Origin of the sequence: [Pseudomonas] carboxydohydrogena (assembly GCF_029030725.1) — a bacterium.
GTDB classification, from domain to species: Bacteria; Pseudomonadota; Alphaproteobacteria; order Rhizobiales; family Xanthobacteraceae; genus Afipia; species Afipia carboxydohydrogena.
Map to the genome: position 1 here is coordinate 2,995,545 of NZ_CP113162.1, position 17,863 is coordinate 3,013,407.

Consider the following 17,863-nt stretch of genomic DNA (forward strand, 5'->3'; position numbering starts at 1 on the left):
TACGATGGCTTCACCGGATTGTCCTGTTCCACGAGGGACGGCTCACCCTCTACCCCTCGCGATGCGAGACATCGCCTTCGCTTTCGCCGGCCGCGGAGACGGCGGCATCGTCCTCCGGCGTCACGATCGCCCGGCCGGAGCGGCCCTTGGCCTGTGATTTCCGCCGCTTCAGGTTTTCCCGGAGTGCCGCGCGCAGCCGCGCCTGCCGCTCCCGATCGCTCCTGCCGGATTCACCGTTCATCGCGTCCCGCCGCCCCTGTTCGCGCCATGTTCCAAGGCAGCCGTGCTGCCGGGAGCCATGGGCCCTAATGCTCTGATTTCTTGATCGTAACATGGAAAATCCGGCGGTTTCTGGTGCTCCGGCCTCTCCCGCGCTTGCGCGGAAAGCCTTGTTATGGCAAGGATCGCGCGCCTTTCGAAGCTTTTGGCCGATTCCGCCTCGGCCCGGCCGGTTCGACCGGCCTTCATGTCTGGCGTTCGCTGCCGTAGCTCAGTGGTAGAGCACTCCATTGGTAATGGAGAGGTCGACAGTTCAATCCTGTCTGGCAGCACCAGCCCATCTCTTTGAAATTACAAAAATATTGATAGACGGCATGTTGTCGTCGACTCGGTGGCCCACAGCATCCGCAAACCGGCACTGACCTTTTCAGGAAACAAGTCCCAAGCGATTTGCAGGACGCGTTGGCGGCCGTGGGATCAAGCGCTCACGCGGCACAAATGCCCCAACACGGCTGGCTGGAGTCGCTTACAGCGACATTGTCGGCATTCATCCTGACAATCCCGGCCCAGCGGTGGGGTCCTGCATCCAGTCGATGAGCGGAGCGCCAAAGGCCCTGCACCACACGGTCAGGAAACGGGGAAACCAGGAGTGCGCGATTGCACCTCGGTACGCCCATGTCCGATACTGAAGGCCGTCTTCGGACAACAGCTCCTGGTATCCGCCATGTGTTTCCGTGGCGTCACGGATTTGGCGCAGGATTTCGCGGGCGTAAGGCCGGTATCTCTCGACCCCGGAGAATTCGTCGTATTCGAGCATGCGGTCGGCGAATTCGACATTGAATGTCGGCCATGCGGACCGGCCTTGATAGGACGGTGTGGCGATCCGGTGGATGAATTTCTTGCGCGGATTATCCACCGACACGAAAAAGTGGAACGTATCCGGAATCCGGAATCGTGGCTCGGCGAGGATCAGATCGGTGGTCGCGCTGAACAGCACGCGCTCGGTCTCGTTCTTGAGGTCCCAGAATCCGCGCTGCACATTGACGAAATCGAGCGCGATGGAGGCGACGGGCGAGTCTGTCTTGCGATCCAGACTGTGTCTGATGTAGCCGTCGCGGCCGAACAGCAGAAGCAGTTCTGTCTTATATTGCGAGAGGCTGCGTCCGAGAATTTTCTCCAGTTCGCTTTCGTCAGCGATCCCGAGTCGGATGCTCTGCTGGAATGTTGCGTAGACGCTGGCATTGGTGACGAAGCGCAATCGCTCCGCGCGGGTATCCGTCGCCGCCGAACGGGGAGCCCGGACATCGCAAAGCAGGGTCCGGGTTTGGTGACTCTCGTAGGGCTCGAGGCTTCTTGCGAGATCGAGCACCGCTCGCTTTAGATCCGCACGATATTCGGCCAGCAATGCGCAGCCGGTACGGGCGGCTTTTGCCATATCCGCATAGGGCGAGGCTCTTAAGTCAGCGCGGATGATTTGTTCCAGACCACCCTGCACGCCGAGAAGTGTATCTGATGGCAGCGCGAAATAATTGGCGCCGATATAGCGGTTGCGCTTCACGGGAATGAGCGTCGTTGTGATGATGCCGGAACGCACTGCGCCAAGCATCAGGCGCACGCTTTTTTCCAGCAGACGAATCCGCCGCGTCGCGTCCGCCGAATCGATGATGGTCTGCGGATCGAGAACGTCGGGATAAAACCAGGCGAAATCCCGCGGATAATAGGCCGAAGCATGCGGCGCGCCGGTGACAAGAAACGCTTCCCGCGCGGAAAAGGCGCTGTTTATCGAGTTGCGGTAAAGCTCGTCGATCTTCGCCGATCCATAATAGGCACGCCGCAGGAAACGGTCGGAGAGGAAGTTGGTGGCTTGAAGACAATTGGCGACGCAAGTCGCGGCGAGGCCCTGATAAAACCTGTGCTCTGAGTTTAAAGGCCGAAGCCCTTCGACGTTGCCACTCACCATGTTCTCCCTCGCAATTGGCAGCGCGTTCTGTATAGCCCAGCGATCTGTATAGCCCGACAGCGCGATTCGATTGAATCGCCGTAAGCGCGCAGGCGCAGGTTTTGACCGTCATGATCCCCATTTGGCTTGCGCCGGGGCGATTCGGGCATGGCTCAGGGCAATCGAATCCGCGTCAGCAGGCCAAGAATGCGGCATACGCGACCTGATGGAGGGGCACGGAAACCCCGGTCCGGCGATGCCGTCTTTATGACCATGAACGGCGCAGGCTTCGCACTAAGTCTCGCCTAAGTCTTGCGACTGAGGATGAGTTGCTGTCGCCGCGTCCATTCCGGATCGCCGATGAGGCTGGAGATCTGTTATGGCGTGGACCCGGGGCTTGCGAGGCCACCAGGATACTCTCCAATCGCGAGTCATCCACGCAGACCGTCCCTCAACTGCGAGCGCGACGCCGCGTGTTTCCTGTTTGACCGGCTGGCTCGCACGCGGCGTTGTAGCCGATTGGCTCGACAATCTTATTCTGGCAATTACGGACCCTGTACGGCGCGAATACATCGTACCGCTCCTGATGATCGTCTATGTCCTCTTATGGACGATTTACGCCGTCCTCGCGAAGGGTAGCCAAGACATCCATTTTGATATGGGCGAGACCGTGGTCTGGTCGCGCAACGTGACGTTTGGCACCCCGAAACATCCTCCCTTTTCAGCGTGGCTGTCGCGTGCGTGGTTTGATATTTTCCCTTGCGCGGATTGGGCGTTCTATCTGCTCGCCATGACCCTGGCCGGGGTCGCGTTGTGGTGCGCCTGGCGCCTGTCAATGCAATATCTGTCCGGTGACAAGCTGGCGCTGGCGACCGTGCTACTGACGTTCGTCCCGTTCTATAACTTCCATGCTCTCAAATTCAACGCCAACACGGTCATGATCCCGTTGTGGGCCCTCGCGACGTGGAGCTTTGTTCATTCGTTCCGGACGCGGACAACCGGTTGGGCGGCACTCGCGGGAATCGCTGCCGCCGGCGTCATGCTGGGAAAATACTGGGGCATCTTCCTATTGCTCGGATTTGGACTGGCGGCCCTGATCGATCCGCGCCGTCGGGCCTATTTTCGCTCGGCTGCACCATGGGTTAGCATTGCCGTCGGCTTGCTTGCCCTGACGCCGCATCTCGTATGGATCGTTACGCATCGTTTCGTAACATTCACCTACGCCATGCAGTCCCACTACGACCCGCTCAGGAATGTTTTCAGGACGTCCCTTGAATATATCCCCGGGGCCATCGCATACGCGGCGATCCCGATTTTGATCACCCTGCTCGCGACACGACCGGATATAGAGACAATCGGGGACACAGTGCGTCCAGACGACCCCGATCGTCGGCTTGCCCTGTCCATTCTGGTGCTCCCGCTCGTCGCACCGCCAATTGCCAGCATCGCTGCACACTCCGGCGTTACGTCGCTCTGGACCATGGGCGGGTTGACGCTGCTGCCAGCCGTCCTCTTGTCGTCGCCGCTCGCTCACGTGTCCAGGCTTGCGACAAGGCGGGTCCTCGCCATTGCCCTCGCGGCTCCCTTTTTGGCTATAGCCGCTGCACCGGTTGCCGCATTCCTCATTCACCTGCGAGGCCCCGACAATCACATGGCGCATTATCGGCTTCTTGCCAATGCAGTTGAACACGTGTGGCACGAGACAACGCCTCGGCCCTTGAGCCTCGTCGGCGGCGAAGAACCCATCATCAACGGCATCGCTTTCTATGCCGCCGACGCTCCCTCGACCTTGGACATTTTTAATCCAGGCGTCACGCCTTGGGGTAACCAGGCTCGGATCGAGCGCGATGGCATAGCCTGGATTTGTCCGGCTTCGGACCTGCCGTGCGTGAAGGGCATCGCGGCACGAATTGCCACAGGTCCGGTCGGCAAACGCCTCGAAATCTCGATTTCACGAACTTATTTGGGAATAGCTGGCGCGCCAGAGCGCTATCTGATCGTCACGACGCCGCCACGCTAGGGCGCCTTCCAGCCAGACTGTGCGTGCCGGCTTGGCGTTTGGAACTCGCTTTCAGGCGGTTGACCGCTGACATCCTTATAGGGTGCGGCGATCGCCCCACGGGCGCAATCAATCGGTCGCGGCATCGTATCCTGTGCCGGCCGGATACATAACGTTATTCAATTTCAACGCGGCTTCGAGGACGGAATTGTCACGCGCACCCGCAAACCGGCTCCCTCCGAGAGAGGCTTATTTTCGAGTCGGATCGCCCCGCGACATCGCTCAACGATCCTGCGCACGATCGAAAGCCCCAGGCCCGTTCCATCGCCACGGGCGCGGCTGCCTCTGAAAAAAGGCTCGAAAATCCTATCGAGGTCGGCTTCCGGAATACCCGGTCCGGTGTCGTCAACCTGAAAAACCACATGATCATTTTCGGCAAATAAACTCACATCCACACGCCCCCCGGCAGGCGCATGCCGTAACGCGTTATCAATCAGGTTTCGGGCGAGCACGCCGAGCGCGACGGACTCGGCGTGAACCGACACGGCCTCCGCCCGGATAAATCCGAGGTCGATCGACTTCTTGCGAGCAATAGGGAGCAGATCGGCAACGACTTCCTTGACGATGCGATCGAACTCACTGGAGGACGGATCGGTGGCCGCCTCAGAATCGTATCTGGCCAGCGTAAGAAGCTGCTCCAGAAGATGCGCCGTCCGCCGGGTCCCGGTCTTGAGCGATTGAAGGCGATCGCGCCCGTCCTCGGAAAGAGCCACTCGCTCCAGATTGTCAGCCTGGACGATCAGAGCCGTGATGGGCGTACGTAACTCATGCGCCGCATCCGCAACAAACCGCCGCTCTCTGTCGAACATCGCTCCGATACGTTCAAGGAGGCGATTGATCGACGCCACGAACGGAAGAATCTCGGCCGGGATGCCTTCGACCGGCAGTTTTTCCAAATGGTCGGACTGTTTGGCATCAATATCCCTGGCAAGGCTTGAAAGCGGCCGCAGACTTCGATCCACCACAATCGCGATCACCACCATCAGGCATGGAATCAGCACCCCGAGCGGCACGATCGTCCGCAAGGCGCTGTCCTGGGCGACCTCATCGCGGTTCGCCGTCGGCTGGCCTACTGCGACGCGACTCCCGTCGGAACGGGTTCTCACGAGAATACGCCACTGCTCCCCGTTCCACGCGATCGTTTGAAGGCCGTCGGACAAATCGCCCGGCAAGTCGCGGCGCATACTTACTGAATCGCCTGTTGCGCCCCGCGGTTGCAGATCCTGGATAAGGAGTTCTGCCTCTCCATCAATATTGCCTTCAGAAGGAAGCCTGCCCTCGAGGCGATTGTTTGCCGCCAGCGATCCGACCTGAAGCAGGATAGCGTCCTGAAGTTCGATGGCCTCGTCAAATGCCCACCTGTAGGCCAGATAACCTGCGACAAGCGCCGTCCCGACGACAAAGACGGCAAGGCCCGCGAAGAGGCGGCCGCGCAGTGAGGTGGTCAGCTTCACCGATCCACCATCCATCCCACTCCCCTCACGTTGCGGATGGCCGATGCGCCGAGCTTCCTCCGGATCGCGTGGATCAGGAATTCGACGGCGTTGCTTTCCACTTCCTCGTTCCAGCCGTAGATATGCCGTTCGATGTCGCTGCGGGACAGAATCGTACCGGGACGCGTCATGAGCGCCTGAAGAAGAGCAAACTCCCGGGCGGTCAGGCGGCTTCTCTCTCCATCCTGAACCGCCTCATGAGTCGAGGGATTCAAGCTGATTGCACCGTTGCTCAAGATCGCCGAGCCGCCGCTCTCCTGCCGGCGCAGGACCGCGCGCATGCGGGCAAGCAGTTCCCCGATTTCAAACGGCTTCACAACATAATCGTCAGCCCCGAGATCCAGCCCGTGGATGCGATCATCGATGGCGTCGCGCGCCGTCACAATGATGACGGGCAATCGACGGTCACCCTTCCGGAATTCACGTAGCACGTCCATGCCGTCAGGGGACGGTAGCCCAAGGTCGAGCAACGCCAGATCGTACGTCTCATTGCGAGACGCTTCGATCGCCGTATCGCCATCCATCACCCAGTCAACCGCATAGGCGGCATCCTTCAGGGCCTGAGCCACGGCCGCTCCTACCATTTGATCGTCTTCTATCAACAAGACACGCATCGAGCACCGCTTCCTGACGGGACACATCTCGCGCGCATCCCGCATCAGACTTAGCACCATCTTAGCGTCGAAACACCCGCTCGCGATCGGGTCTGGAAATGCTCGCCCCTCCTAAGTCGCCGCTAAGTCAAACCTCGCACCGATGACCATCAGGATACACCAACGCCGGCCGAACCAGGAAGACGACATGGACCTCGCAAAAATCAGCCGAACCGAATCTCTGAACAAGGTGCCGGAAGTGACGCTGGCATTCTGGGTGATCAAGATACTGTCCACAACCGTCGGCGAGACCGGCGCGGACTATCTGGCTGTCCACGTCGGTTTGGGAACGGTCCTCACTGATTTCATAACGCTGACGCTCCTCGTTGCGGCACTGACAATTCAGCTTCGGACGTCACGCCATGTTCCATGGATTTACTGGCTCACCGTCGTGCTCGTCAGCATCGTCGGGACGCAGATCACCGATGCGCTCACCGATGGAATGGAGGTGAGCCTTTATGTCAGCACATCGGCATTCGGGGCCGCATTGGCGGCAACATTTGCAGTTTGGTACGCAGTGGAGCGAACTCTCTCGATCCACACGATCATGACCTTGAGACGCGAGTCGTTCTACTGGGCCGCCATTCTCTGCACGTTCGCGCTCGGCACCGCTGCGGGCGATCTGGCGACGGAGGCGCTCGGACTCGGATTCAACATGGGCGTGATCATTTTCGGAGCGATGATCGCCTCCGTCACGATGGCATATGTCCTCGGCGCAAACGCGGTGCTGTGCTTCTGGCTGGCCTACATCTTGACAAGGCCTTTGGGGGCTTCTCTCGGCGATCTGCTGTCACAGTCGCGCGAATACGGCGGGATGGGACTGGGTTCGATCTATACCAGTATCGTCTTCCTCACTCTCATCACCATCCTGGTTGCATTCCTGAGCCTCGACCAACGTCAGGCACAATCATCCTCGACAAAATTCTAGAACTCCCTGAGTCAAAAATCCCACAAGGAGATCGCACATGCCTGCTCAAAACTCGTTCCGCCCCATGCTCGCGTTGATACTGATCGGCGCGGTTCTCTCGATAGGCGCCCTCCCTTCCATTTTCGGCGGGTTCATGGCTCCAAAGGTTGCGGAGGCTGCATCTCCGGCCAGGCTGGGTGATCTCGGCCGTTTCCAGAAGATTGCGATCGATGCGCGGGCACTGCTCGACAAAAACGATATCGCCGGAGCGAAGACGCGCATGAAGGACCTCGAAACGGCATGGGACGAAGCTGAAGCCGGCCTCAAGCCGCGGGCGTCCGCAGAGTGGCATAGCGTCGACAAGGCAATCGACCGTGCGCTCACGGCGATCAGAGCATCCGCGCCCGACCTGACGAACTGTAAAAACGCTCTCGATGATCTGATCGCCGCCATGGATCGAAGTGGCGGGAAAGCCTGAACGGCCGATGGCCTCTGCGAACCATCCATGACCTGAATGAAAGCTACTTCCGATGAAGCTCCTACCGAGAGATGAATTAACTGGAACCCTGGCCAAGGTCCCCGCCGTCACGCTTGGCTTCTGGATCATCAAGATTCTGGCGACGACTCTTGGTGAAACTGGCGGCGACGCGCTCACCATGAGCGTATTCCACGCTGACACCAATGCGCACAACGGCGGATACCTGATCGGCACCGGGATTTTCCTTGCGGTGTTCGTCGCCGCGGTCGCGGCCCAGATCTCAACGAAGAAATTCAATCCCTGGATCTACTGGCTGGCCATCGTGGCATCGACGACCGTGGGAACGGCCATGGCGGACTTCTTCGACCGCTCGTTGGGGATCGGATACACGGGCGGCTCATCGATCCTCTTCCTTTGTGTTCTGGCGTCCCTGACGGTCTGGTATTTTGTCATGGGAAGCATCGATGTTCAGACCGTCGCGACTCCCAAGGTCGAAATATTTTACTGGGTCGCGATCACATTCTCGCAGACTCTTGGCACCGCCCTCGGCGACTGGCTCGCCGATACGGGAGGGCTCGGCTATGATGGCGGCGCGCTGGTCTTTGGGAGCGCGCTCGTGGTCGTCGCGGCGCTGTATTATTGGACGAACGTCTCGCGGGTACTTCTGTTCTGGGCGGCCTTCATTCTCACCAGACCGCTCGGGGCAACTGTCGGCGATTTCCTGGACAAACCGTTGGCGCACGGCGGCCTCGCGCTGAGCCGATACACAGCCTCAGCCGTCCTTGCCGCGCTCATCGTGGCATTGGTTGCCTCGCTGCCGCAGCGCGCGGGTCAGCATCCGGCATGACTCTGAAAAGAGCGCCATGCTCTGATTTCCGGTAACGGGTGACCCGCGAGGATACCCGGCTGCTGCCGGTCAAGACGCCGGTCCTGAGCGGCCACTAACATCATCGCCGAAAGGCAACCCGCCTTTACTCTCGCAGCAATTCAAGAGCCCTGCCCTTGTGAGCCGCGACATGGTCGGTCTTGTCGCTTTTGATTTCGTACTGGGGGCACTCCTGCGAGGCGTGATGCATGTGGCCCTTGTAATCGAAGTCCCGCGTGTGGATGGCGATGACTGTCCCCGACACCCATCCCGCCTCGGAGTGCCAGCCCACATGATCGCCGATCTTGAATCCTTCAGCCATGTCGCGAACTCCTCATTTTTGCAAAAGGACGTCCTTCAATACGACCGCATCGTTATGTTCTTCGTCATGCGCGCTGTAGACGAGAGTGACAGTTTTCGCCTTCGCCAGCGCGCGAAGGTGGTCGAGTTTCTCCGCATGTTGCCGCAACTCACTCCTGTAGCGGCGCTGAAATTCCGCCCAGCGGGCGGGATCGTGACCGAACCACTGACGCAACCCGGAGCTTGGCGCGATCTCCTTCATCCAATCGTCAAGGGCGGCTTTCGCCTTGCTCACGCCGCGCGGCCAGAGCCGATCAATAAGAATACGCACCCCGTCCTCCGGTTCCGCCGGAACGTAAGCGCGCTTCAACCGAAGATGCGAAGCCGGGAACGGTGGTTTTGTCATGCGTCTGACCCTGCCGCGCCGGGCCTTGCCCCGGGCACACGGCACCTCAAACAATACGACTGCACCTTTCCGTTGGGGTCAAGAACCAGAATGCCCGTCATTCATCGGCGCTGCCCATACGAAAAAGGGGAGTGGCCATCGCCACTCCCCTCCTCCGGCAAGCTCATTCCAGCGGGGCTGCCTAGAATTTCGCTCGCGCCAGCACGCGGAAGGTCCGGCCCTGACCGGGAGAAAGATTGTTGTTGCTATCGGCACTAGCCCAATAACCTTTGTCGAAAATATTCTCCACGTTGAGCTGACCGCTCCAGGTCTCGTTGACTTTCAGATAGAGCGCCGCGTCCACTCGAACGAACCCGGGCAGCCTCACGGTATCGTCGTTGCTCGCATAGGAGTTACCGAGATAGACCACGCCGACAGCGGCCGCCCACCGCGGGTTGAACTGATATTTGTTCCACCAGGAGAATTGGTTATAGGGCACGAGTTGCACGCGATTGCCTGCCACGATCGTCGTGGACAAGTCCTTGGCAATTCGTGCATCCGTGTAGGCGTACCCCAGGATCGACTGCCAATCGGCGGTGACATAACCGTTAAGAGTGGTCTCAAAGCCACGCACCGTCGTCGCCCCGTTCGGCAGCGAGAATCCTACCCTGTTGGGATCATTAATCGGCTGATTGGTCCGATGGAGTTCATATAAAGCAGCGGTCCACATTAACTTCGGATTGATGCTCCACTTCGCACCAACTTCGGTATTCTCAAACTTCTGAGGATCAAGAATGAGGGTCGAGTCGGACAAAGCACTGAACTGGTCGCCCGATGCCGGCAAATACGAGATGCTGTAGGCGCCATAGAGCGACACATTATCGATCGGCTTGAAGATCACCCCGACGCGGGGAGATATCTTGTCATCGACACGGTTGCGTGTCAGGCCTCCCGGAATGTTCCGGTCGGTCGCGGTCATATCGAAGCGATCATACCGAACGCCTGCGATCAACTGTAGCCAACGCGTCACGTCGATCTGATCCTGCGCGTAAGCCGACGAAACATTCAGGCGGTAAACGCTGTTCGAATCACCCGATGACTGGCCGGGCGCGGGATTATTATTGATGTTGTGAGTGAACGTGACTGGACCAAAATAGGTCGGGTCGAAGGGGTTGCGCGCGACCGACGTCGCACCATTAAAGGTTCCGCTCTCACGATAGCCAAGACCGGTCTGCCGACCGAATTCCGTGCCGAATGCGATCGTGTGGAAAATCGGCCCTGTAAACGCCTTGTAGGTAAAATCAGTCTGGTTGAACAGATTCTCGCGGTCCGTCGTATTCCGGTAGGCGCTTAGATTCATCGTCCCCGTGCCGGGGCCGGTGACCGTCGCCGCGCTGCCGGGATAGATGTTGGTGTAGCCGCGATTGTAGTCGGCATACATCGTCGAATTCTTGACGGTCAGGCCGTTGCCGAAATCATGATCGATCACCGCCATCGTGGTCTGCACGTCGGCATAGGCGTCGTTGTAGGCCGGACTGCCGAAGAATTTCGAGAAGTCGTTGTTCGGCACGAACGGCACGGTCGGGTTGAAGCGGCTCGTTCCCGTTGCCGCGAGAGACGGGTTGCCGCGATCCGCCAGCTCCTTGTCGTGATAATACTCGTAAGAGAGCTTGATCCTGGTGTCGTCGGTCGGCTTCCAGGTCAAGGTCGGATTGATGCCGTAACGCTCGAGCCGCCCGAAATCTCGGAACGTGTCCGAACCTTCGTAGAAGGCATTGAGACGAACCGCGACCTTGTCGTTGACCGCCTGACCCGCATCGATCGTGAAACGGCGATCGCCCCACGAGCCGGTCTGCGCAGTGGCTTCATAAATGCGCTGGCCATCGGCTTCCTTCAGCGTGCGATTGACGAGACCGCCACCCGCGCCGCGCCCGAACGTCAGCGCGCTCGGCCCCTTGATGACCTCGAGGCTCTGGGTGTTGTAAAGATCGCGGAAATACTGAACGTCGTCGCGGAAGCCGTTGACGAAGAAGTTCGCGCTGGAATCGACGCCGCGAATCACGAGTTCGTCGCGGTTGCCCTCGCCCTGATGCACCGTTACGCCCGGAATATAACGGGTGATATCGGTGATGCTGCGGGTCGCCTGATCATCGAGCATCTGCTTCGGCACAACATTGACCGACTGCGCGATGTTCAGAAGCGACGTGTTGGTCTTGGTGGCGACCGACGTGCTGTTCGAATAATATCCCACGGTGCCGGTGCGCGCATCGAAGGTGGCCGTGTTCGCCACCGGCGCCGGTGGCTGCTGCGTCTGCGGCTGACCCGAACGGCGCGTGGCGCGGCGCGCACTCGACGAGGATGAAGCCGACCTTTGCCGCTTGTGCGCCGCCCGCGGCTTCGCCGCATCGATCGTCACCGCCGGCAACGTCGCGTTGGTTTGTCCGGCGGCCTGCTGGGCATGGACGCAACCTGGAAATACCAAAAGGCTGAGTGCGGCGTACGCTGTTGACCCCAGAGCTATATTAAGAATCCGGCCCCTGACCAGGGCCGGGCGGATTGCGGATACCATTATGTCCCCCAAAAAACACTTTCGACCGCGGGATAGCGAAGTCGCGTGCTGTGGGGGCCATAAGTCCCCAGACTTAGGTGTGACTTAGATTTCCGACTGATTGGAGAGCTTCTAATTACATCGCCCTCAGCACCCTTGCGGCTTCCAAGGGAGATAGTAGTCAACAAACGGCGAGGAGCGGGGCATTGGTGGATGCGGACCCTTTTGATCGAAGACGACCGGATGATCGGCGAGGCCATTCAACAGGCCTTAAAGGACGCCGCTTACGCCGTTGACTGGGTTCGCGACGTCGAGAGCGCCATGCTGGCCGCCAAATCGGAAAAATACGCCATAGCCCTACTCGATCTTGGGCTTCCCGTTCTCGATGGCCGTGAATTTCTCCGCGCTCTCCGTAACCAGCAACTTGCGATCCCTGTCATTGTCGTGACTGCGCAGGACGACGTGGAAAGCAAGGTCGACGGGCTTGATCTTGGCGCGGACGACTACATCACCAAACCCTTCGACATGCGAGAGCTTCTCGCACGCATGCGGGCCATTCTTCGCCGCGAAAAAGGCACGCCAGCTACCCAGCTCAGCAACGGAATCTTGCGGCTGGACCCCGGAACCTTCGAGGCTTCGTATCGAGGAAAGAACGTCACCCTCACCTCCCGGGAATTCGCTCTCCTTCACGCGCTGCTGGTCCGCCCGGGCGTCATCGTGTCGCGAAACGAACTCGAAAAAGAGATTTACGGCTGGAACGAAGAAGTCGGAAGCAACGCGGTCGAATTCTTTATTCACTCCATACGCCGCAAGTTCGACACATCCATTATCCGTAACGTCCGAGGAATCGGGTGGATGGTCGACAGGCAATGATGAAAAAATCCCTCCGCCGGAATTTGTTTTTCGGTATCGTAACCACCGTTACGATAACGAGCTGCATCGCAGGGCTTCTTGCATACGACTGGGCATATGACGAAGCCATCGAGATGCAGGACTCGATCCTGATGCACATCTCGTCAATCGTGAAAACTCAGCCGCAGGATTCCATCGTTATCTCGCACCTGTATGGCGTCGATACGGACAATCACGCAATTCTGGTGCGGCAAGGAAAGGATAGCGACGAGACGACTTATCGGGCGTTGTGGTCTCTGCCGCCCGGCCTTCAGGACACAACCATCGACGGCACGGTTTATCGCGCTTTCCTTTCCGACATGGCTCCCGACTCGCGGTTTGCGGTCCTTCAACAAATATCAGTTCGCGACGAGATCGGGACGGGCATGGCAATTCGGACCGCCGCTCCCATTCTCGTCCTGATTCCTCTCATCGTCATCATCATCGCATTTCTTCTCTCCTATTCGTTCAAGGTATTGGTCCGGCTCGGTCAGGAACTGGACAATCGTAGCGCCGATAATCTTGATCCGCTTCCTCTTGCCGGCGCCCCGACTGAATTGCAGCCGTTTTTAACATCCCTGAACCAGATGTTTGAACGCGCCCAGACATCGATCGACCGGCAGAAGAAGTTCATAGGTGACGCGGCTCACGAACTGAGAACCCCGATCACCGCGCTGAGCATTCAGGCCGAGAATCTTGACGATACCGATCTGCCTGCGGACACGCGGCAGCGGATTGAAGCGGTGAAAGCCGGCACCCAGCGGACCAAACATCTTCTCGAGCAGCTTCTGGCCATGGCCCGTCAGGAAAGCGGCATCGCGCTCAACAAGGAGATCGAGATCGGCGAAGCCACCAAAAAGGTCGTTTCCAATTTGATCGAATTCGCCAATCGCAAGGAAATCGACCTTGGCCTCGAACAATCCGAACCTCTCATCGTCCGGGCGGAAGTCATATCGATCGAAATGCTTCTTCGGAACGTCATAGATAATGCGATCACCTATACGCCCAGAGGCGGACGGATCGACATCAGGCTGTCGCGCGTCGACGAATGGGCGGCGATATCCATCACCGATACAGGGCCCGGAATACCTGAAGACGAAATCGGCACCGTCTTCAGCCCTTTCGTTCGCGGCCAGTGGAACGATGCCGATGGGGCCGGGCTTGGCCTGTCGATTGTCCAGCGGACCGCAAATCAATTGAACGGGAAGGTACAATTGCAAAACAGGCCCGACCAACCGGGGCTCGTGGTCAGCATCTTCCTTCCCGTTCAGGACAACTCAGCGATTTTTTGAAATCTCACGAGCGGGCGTTCTCCGATGCCGCTTTGAGAGAGATCATCCAGATCGTGAACAGGCTGGGCGTCGCCGCAATCGCAACCGGCACGAATGCGAACACCGCCATGCCGCCGATGTCCCACGCGATCCCGCTCAGAAGCGAAACGAACATCGCATAGGTGTAGCTGATCGCCAGCGCGGCGGCGAGAATGCGCGCGACATCGTCCGGGTTGCGCGCGAGCAACGGCGGCAGCGCCATGCCGAGTGTCAGCAATGCGCTACAGGCCATGCCCGTCACGCCCGCCGATATGATCGTCCACCAGCCGGTCGAGAACACGACCCCGAAAACGCTTGCCAGCATCATGATGCCAAAGAAGATGAACGGCCAGCGCTTGCCCTGAAACCAGTCCGCCAGCGCCACCATCAACAGCGAGATCGGAAACTGCCCGACGTTCAGCGCCGTCAGCGCGGTGCTGACATCCGCGCTTCGTCCCATGCCCGTCAGGTAAGCAGGCAGGAATGCGTTGGTGCAGAAATAGGTGCTGGCGACGCTCGCCAGGATCATGCCGATCTTCCAGTTCAGCTTGCTGGCAAGATCGGGCCACAAGCGCCCGGATTTGCTGACCGCGTGATTCTCCGTTCGCTGGCCGAACACGAACACCATGATCGCGATGAGCAGCAGCGGCGCGGACCATGTCAGAAGGCCGAGCCGCCAGCTCTGGTTGAAATACGGCAGCAGCACCGGAAGCATCAGCGCGACGGGGACGACCTCGCCGACGATGAGTCCGTTGGTGTAGAGCGCGGTACCGAACGCCGCGCGCTCCGGCATCCACTGCCGGACGGCGGCACCCATCGCCGGCTGCATGATGGCGATGCCGCCGCTCATTAGAACGGTCGCCGCATAGAGCGAAACGGATTCCGGCGCCAGCGCACGCAAGCCGGAACCAAGCGCCGTGACCGCAAGGCCGCATGTCAGCGTCCATCGCACGCCGACATGCTCGATCAGCAACGAGCCGGGCGCGGCGGCGATCGCGAATAGAATCACCGGAATCCCGGTCAGGATTCCGATCTCGGTGCCGGACAGATGCAGGTCCGACTGGATCAGCGAAATCACCGGCGGCACCGCGAGCACGCTCAAGCGCAGACCGGCGCCGCAAATCCACAGCAGCAGTCCCGACATATGGTTTCGATTTGTCATGGCGACCGGACAGGAAGGAAAGGAGGCGCACAGCGCGGAGGCTGCTGTCTACCAGAACCGGCGCGCGGATACACCGGCCGAGAGACCTGGATGCGCTCAGGATTTTCTGTGAGGCGGAAGCACGGCATCGGTACGCTGTTGCAGGCGCGCCAGCGTGCGGCCGAAGACGGCGTCCTCCTTCAGCGCGCGCGCAAGCGTGAGCGCACCCTGAATGCTTCCGACGATATCCTCCGCAAGCGCTCTTGCCGTGACCGCATCGACGCCTGCCCGGACCAGCGCGCCGTCGAGCGCCTCGATCCAGCGCCTGAAATAAAGCCGGATCGGCTTGGGGAATCGATCCCGCGTTTCATCGAGCGCGAACGCCCCAAGCAGGCAAATCCTGCGGCCGGAGCGGAAATAGCTATCGACCGTCCGCCACATCCGCGCGATCGCGGCGCGCGGCTCGTCGCGCTCCAGCGGCTCGAACACCTCGCGCACGAACCATTCATCGACATGGGCCAGAATCTCCGCCGCCATGCCTTCCTTCCCCTCGGGAAAGAAGTGATAGAGGCTGCCCTTCGAGAGGCCGGTGCGCTCGGTGATTTCAAACAGTGACGCGCCCTCGAAGCCGAGTTCGCGGAAGACCTCGGCCACCCGCGTGATCGCGTCGCTTTTCTCGAAAACCGTGCGCGCCATGTCCTCTCTGTCAGCTCCCGTGAGTTCCGGTTCTATAGCCCAAGATCGGACAGACCCGGATGATCGTCCGGCCGCCGGCCCAGCGGCCAGTGGAATTTGCGCTCCGCTTCCTTGATCGGCATATCATTAATCGAAGCGAAGCGGCGCTGCATCAGGCCCGCCGCATTGAACTCCCAGTTTTCGTTGCCGTAGGAACGGAACCAGTTGCCACTGTCGTCATGGCATTCATAGGCGAAACGCACGGCGATGCGGGTATCGGAAAACGCCCACATTTCCTTGATCAGACGATAATCCAGTTCTTTCGCCCATTTTCGGGTGAGAAACTCGATGATCTGCTTGCGTCCGACGGGAAATTCCGCGCGATTACGCCACTGGCTGTCTTCGGTGTAAACCAATGCGACCTTTTGCGGATCGCGGCTATTCCAGCCATCCTCCGCCATTCTCACCTTGGCGGTGGCGGTTTCAAAGGTAAAAGGCGGTACGAGCGGCGTGGCCATGGCGGCGTCCTTTAATGTGCGGGTGGCATGAACGACGATGTTTAAACCAATGAGTTTTGACTATACCAATCGGTATAGTATTGCAATCCTGTGGTCTAAGGCTGCCGGGATCAGTCATGCCCCACGGTGAAACCTCTCCATCCCGGACAGGGCTATCCCGGCAGACGCTCGGCATGGGGCTCGGCTTCATTGGAATAGCCATCTTCGGCGGCACGCTGCCCGCGACACGCCTTGCCGTGGAAGGACTCGATCCGTTCTTCATTACGGCCGGGCGGGCGGCGGCCTCGGGCCTTCTCTCGGCCGCGCTGCTGCTGATGTTACGGCGGCGCTGGCCAAACATGCGCCAGATCCGCACGATGCTGATCTGCATCGTGACCATCGTATTCGGCTTTCCGGGACTGATGGCGCTGGCGATGCTGACGGTGCCGGCCTCACACGGCGGCGTCGTGCTCGGTATCCTGCCGCTGACCACGGCCGCGGCCGCCAGCGTGATCCTGGGCGAGCGTCCCTCGCTGCGTTTCTGGTTGCTGGCGGGGTTAGGTACCACGGTGGTGGTGGCGTTCGCCCTGCGCGACAGTGGCGGCGAAATCGCAATCGGCGACATCTATCTGTTTCTCGCCGCGATCTCGACCTCGATCGGCTACGTGTTCTCGGCCGACCTCAGCCACGAGATGCCCGGCTGGGAAGTCATCTCGTGGATTCTGGTGCTGGCGCTACCGCTGACCCTGCCGCTCGCGATATGGCTATGGCCAGCCGATCCCGGCGCGGTGCCGACCGCTGCGTGGGTCGCATTCGCCTACGTCTCGGTCTTCAGCATGTTCGTCGGCTTCTTCGCGTGGAATGCCGGGCTCGTGATGGGCGGCGTCGCCCGCGTCAGCCAGGTGCAGTTGTTGCAGACCTTTGTCACGCTCGGGCTGTCCGCCGTTATCAACGGCGAGCATGTCGGCCCTTCCACCATCGCGGTGGCGGCGCTCGTGGTGGCGATCGTCGCGGCTGGCCGCAACGCCCGCATTACACGGAAAGTCCCTGAAGCCGTGTAGCGACGGCGGATCAGGACACCAGACTTGCGTCGAGCGTGATCGTGCAATTGAACAGCTTCGACACCGGGCAGCCGGATTTGGCCCTTGCGATCAATCCGTCGAAGGTTTGCTGGTCGATACCGGGAACGGCACCCTTGAATGTCAGATGCACCAGGGTGATGGTGAAACTGTCGCCCGCGATCTCCAGCGTGACATCCGCGCTCGTATCCATCCTTTCCGCCCTGAACCCGGCCTCGGTCAAAAGCCGCGACAGGTTCATCGTGAAACATGCCGCGTGCGCCGCGCCCAGCAATTCTTCCGGGCTACTTCCGGGCTTGCCTTCGTAGCGGCTGCCCAAGCCGTAGGGATAGTTGGTCAGGGCGCCGCTCTTGGTGGAAATGGCGCCCTGCCCGTCTTTGATGCCACCGCTCCATGTCGCGGAGCCGAATGTTTTCACTTTCAT

General features: G+C 59.8%; 18 protein-coding genes and 1 tRNA gene. 8 read left to right on the forward strand and 11 right to left on the reverse strand.

Going from position 1 to position 17,863, the window contains the following annotated elements; genetic code table 11:
• Nucleotides 1-49: 49 nt before the first annotated feature.
• On the reverse strand, nt 50-241 hold the full coding sequence (locus tag AFIC_RS14505; protein WP_275246925.1) for a hypothetical protein: 192 nt from the start codon (nt 239-241) through the stop codon (nt 50-52).
• 238 nt (nt 242-479) lie between these two features.
• Here AFIC_RS14505 and AFIC_RS14510 point away from each other — a divergent pair.
• A tRNA-Thr gene (locus AFIC_RS14510) sits at nt 480-554 on the forward strand.
• Between the two features lie 212 nt (nt 555-766).
• Here AFIC_RS14510 and AFIC_RS14515 read toward each other — a convergent pair.
• Entirely contained in the window at nt 767-2,179 is a 1,413-nt protein-coding gene (locus tag AFIC_RS14515) for a hypothetical protein (protein ID WP_275246926.1), read from the reverse strand.
• A 463-nt stretch (nt 2,180-2,642) separates the two neighbouring features.
• Here AFIC_RS14515 and AFIC_RS14520 point away from each other — a divergent pair, with 463 nt between their 5' ends.
• Nucleotides 2,643-4,178: a glycosyltransferase family 39 protein gene (locus AFIC_RS14520; RefSeq protein WP_275246927.1), complete on the forward strand. Its 1,536-nt coding sequence runs from the start codon at nt 2,643-2,645 to the stop codon at nt 4,176-4,178.
• 164 nt (nt 4,179-4,342) lie between these two features.
• On the opposite strand, the gene AFIC_RS14525 is transcribed toward AFIC_RS14520, so the two are convergent.
• Nucleotides 4,343-5,671, reverse strand: a complete 1,329-nt coding sequence (locus tag AFIC_RS14525) for an ATP-binding protein (protein WP_275246928.1) — start codon at nt 5,669-5,671, stop codon at nt 4,343-4,345.
• Entirely contained in the window at nt 5,668-6,324 is a 657-nt protein-coding gene (locus AFIC_RS14530) for a response regulator transcription factor (protein ID WP_275246929.1), read from the reverse strand. The genes AFIC_RS14525 and AFIC_RS14530 overlap by 4 nt, the downstream gene beginning before the upstream one ends.
• Nucleotides 6,325-6,511: 187 nt before the next feature.
• Here AFIC_RS14530 and AFIC_RS14535 point away from each other — a divergent pair, with 187 nt between their 5' ends.
• The 3 genes from AFIC_RS14535 to AFIC_RS14545 are packed head-to-tail and all read left to right on the forward strand — an operon-like array spanning nt 6,512 to nt 8,595.
• Nucleotides 6,512-7,291, forward strand: coding sequence for a COG4705 family protein (locus AFIC_RS14535; RefSeq protein ID WP_275246930.1), 780 nt, complete (start codon nt 6,512-6,514; stop codon nt 7,289-7,291).
• A 37-nt stretch (nt 7,292-7,328) separates the two neighbouring features.
• On the forward strand, nt 7,329-7,748 hold the full coding sequence (locus tag AFIC_RS14540) for a histidine kinase (protein ID WP_275246931.1): 420 nt from the start codon (nt 7,329-7,331) through the stop codon (nt 7,746-7,748).
• Between the two features lie 52 nt (nt 7,749-7,800).
• Nucleotides 7,801-8,595, forward strand: coding sequence for a COG4705 family protein (locus AFIC_RS14545; protein ID WP_275246932.1), 795 nt, complete (start codon nt 7,801-7,803; stop codon nt 8,593-8,595).
• A gap of 124 nt (nt 8,596-8,719) precedes the next feature.
• On the opposite strand, the gene AFIC_RS14550 is transcribed toward AFIC_RS14545, so the two are convergent.
• The 3 genes from AFIC_RS14550 to AFIC_RS14560 form a co-directional block, all read right to left on the reverse strand.
• Nucleotides 8,720-8,935 carry a hypervirulence associated TUDOR domain-containing protein gene (locus AFIC_RS14550; protein ID WP_275246933.1) on the reverse strand — a complete coding sequence of 72 codons (216 nt, stop codon included), beginning with the start codon at nt 8,933-8,935 and terminating at the stop codon, nt 8,720-8,722.
• A gap of 12 nt (nt 8,936-8,947) precedes the next feature.
• A complete protein-coding gene (locus AFIC_RS14555; protein ID WP_420833338.1) occupies nt 8,948-9,244 on the reverse strand; it encodes a DUF488 domain-containing protein in 297 nt (98 codons plus the stop codon).
• A 256-nt stretch (nt 9,245-9,500) separates the two neighbouring features.
• Nucleotides 9,501-11,780, reverse strand: a complete 2,280-nt coding sequence (locus tag AFIC_RS14560) for a TonB-dependent receptor (RefSeq protein WP_275246934.1) — start codon at nt 11,778-11,780, stop codon at nt 9,501-9,503.
• Nucleotides 11,781-12,071: 291 nt separating this feature from the next.
• On the opposite strand from AFIC_RS14560, the gene AFIC_RS14565 reads away from it, so the two are divergent.
• Both AFIC_RS14565 and AFIC_RS14570 read left to right on the forward strand, forming a co-directional pair.
• Nucleotides 12,072-12,719 (forward strand): response regulator transcription factor, encoded by a 648-nt coding sequence (locus tag AFIC_RS14565; RefSeq protein WP_425583823.1) that lies wholly within the window; start codon nt 12,072-12,074, stop codon nt 12,717-12,719.
• Nucleotides 12,716-14,029, forward strand: coding sequence for a sensor histidine kinase (locus AFIC_RS14570; protein WP_275246936.1), 1,314 nt, complete (start codon nt 12,716-12,718; stop codon nt 14,027-14,029). The genes AFIC_RS14565 and AFIC_RS14570 overlap by 4 nt, the downstream gene beginning before the upstream one ends.
• A gap of 4 nt (nt 14,030-14,033) precedes the next feature.
• Here AFIC_RS14570 and AFIC_RS14575 read toward each other — a convergent pair whose 3' ends face one another.
• The 3 genes from AFIC_RS14575 to AFIC_RS14585 form a co-directional block, all read right to left on the reverse strand.
• Nucleotides 14,034-15,191, reverse strand: coding sequence for an MFS transporter (locus AFIC_RS14575; RefSeq protein WP_275246937.1), 1,158 nt, complete (start codon nt 15,189-15,191; stop codon nt 14,034-14,036).
• A gap of 114 nt (nt 15,192-15,305) precedes the next feature.
• On the reverse strand, nt 15,306-15,884 hold the full coding sequence (locus tag AFIC_RS14580; RefSeq protein WP_275246938.1) for a TetR/AcrR family transcriptional regulator: 579 nt from the start codon (nt 15,882-15,884) through the stop codon (nt 15,306-15,308).
• A gap of 32 nt (nt 15,885-15,916) precedes the next feature.
• Nucleotides 15,917-16,381, reverse strand: coding sequence for a nuclear transport factor 2 family protein (locus AFIC_RS14585; protein ID WP_275246939.1), 465 nt, complete (start codon nt 16,379-16,381; stop codon nt 15,917-15,919).
• 116 nt (nt 16,382-16,497) lie between these two features.
• Here AFIC_RS14585 and AFIC_RS14590 point away from each other — a divergent pair, with 116 nt between their 5' ends.
• Entirely contained in the window at nt 16,498-17,421 is a 924-nt protein-coding gene (locus AFIC_RS14590) for a DMT family transporter (protein ID WP_275246940.1), read from the forward strand.
• Nucleotides 17,422-17,431: 10 nt separating this feature from the next.
• On the opposite strand, the gene AFIC_RS14595 is transcribed toward AFIC_RS14590, so the two are convergent.
• Nucleotides 17,432-17,863: an OsmC family protein gene (locus tag AFIC_RS14595; RefSeq protein ID WP_275246941.1), complete on the reverse strand. Its 432-nt coding sequence runs from the start codon at nt 17,861-17,863 to the stop codon at nt 17,432-17,434.

Bases quoted from the DNA above. Each gene is read 5' to 3' on its own strand.
- AFIC_RS14540 (WP_275246931.1), top strand. From the start codon at position 7,329: ATGCCTGCTCAAAACTCGTTCCGCCCCATGCTCGCGTTGATACTGATC.
- AFIC_RS14590 (WP_275246940.1), top strand. From the start codon at position 16,498: ATGCCCCACGGTGAAACCTCTCCATCCCGGACAGGGCTATCCCGGCAG.
- AFIC_RS14570 (WP_275246936.1), top strand. From the start codon at position 12,716: ATGATGAAAAAATCCCTCCGCCGGAATTTGTTTTTCGGTATCGTAACC.
- AFIC_RS14535 (WP_275246930.1), top strand. From the start codon at position 6,512: ATGGACCTCGCAAAAATCAGCCGAACCGAATCTCTGAACAAGGTGCCG.
- AFIC_RS14515 (WP_275246926.1), bottom strand. From the start codon at position 2,179: ATGGTGAGTGGCAACGTCGAAGGGCTTCGGCCTTTAAACTCAGAGCAC.
- AFIC_RS14505 (WP_275246925.1), bottom strand. From the start codon at position 241: ATGAACGGTGAATCCGGCAGGAGCGATCGGGAGCGGCAGGCGCGGCTG.
- AFIC_RS14580 (WP_275246938.1), bottom strand. From the start codon at position 15,884: ATGGCGCGCACGGTTTTCGAGAAAAGCGACGCGATCACGCGGGTGGCC.
- AFIC_RS14575 (WP_275246937.1), bottom strand. From the start codon at position 15,191: ATGTCGGGACTGCTGCTGTGGATTTGCGGCGCCGGTCTGCGCTTGAGC.
- AFIC_RS14585 (WP_275246939.1), bottom strand. From the start codon at position 16,381: ATGGCCACGCCGCTCGTACCGCCTTTTACCTTTGAAACCGCCACCGCC.
- AFIC_RS14550 (WP_275246933.1), bottom strand. From the start codon at position 8,935: ATGGCTGAAGGATTCAAGATCGGCGATCATGTGGGCTGGCACTCCGAG.
- AFIC_RS14530 (WP_275246929.1), bottom strand. From the start codon at position 6,324: ATGCGTGTCTTGTTGATAGAAGACGATCAAATGGTAGGAGCGGCCGTG.
- AFIC_RS14595 (WP_275246941.1), bottom strand. From the start codon at position 17,863: ATGAAAGTGAAAACATTCGGCTCCGCGACATGGAGCGGTGGCATCAAA.
- AFIC_RS14545 (WP_275246932.1), top strand. From the start codon at position 7,801: ATGAAGCTCCTACCGAGAGATGAATTAACTGGAACCCTGGCCAAGGTC.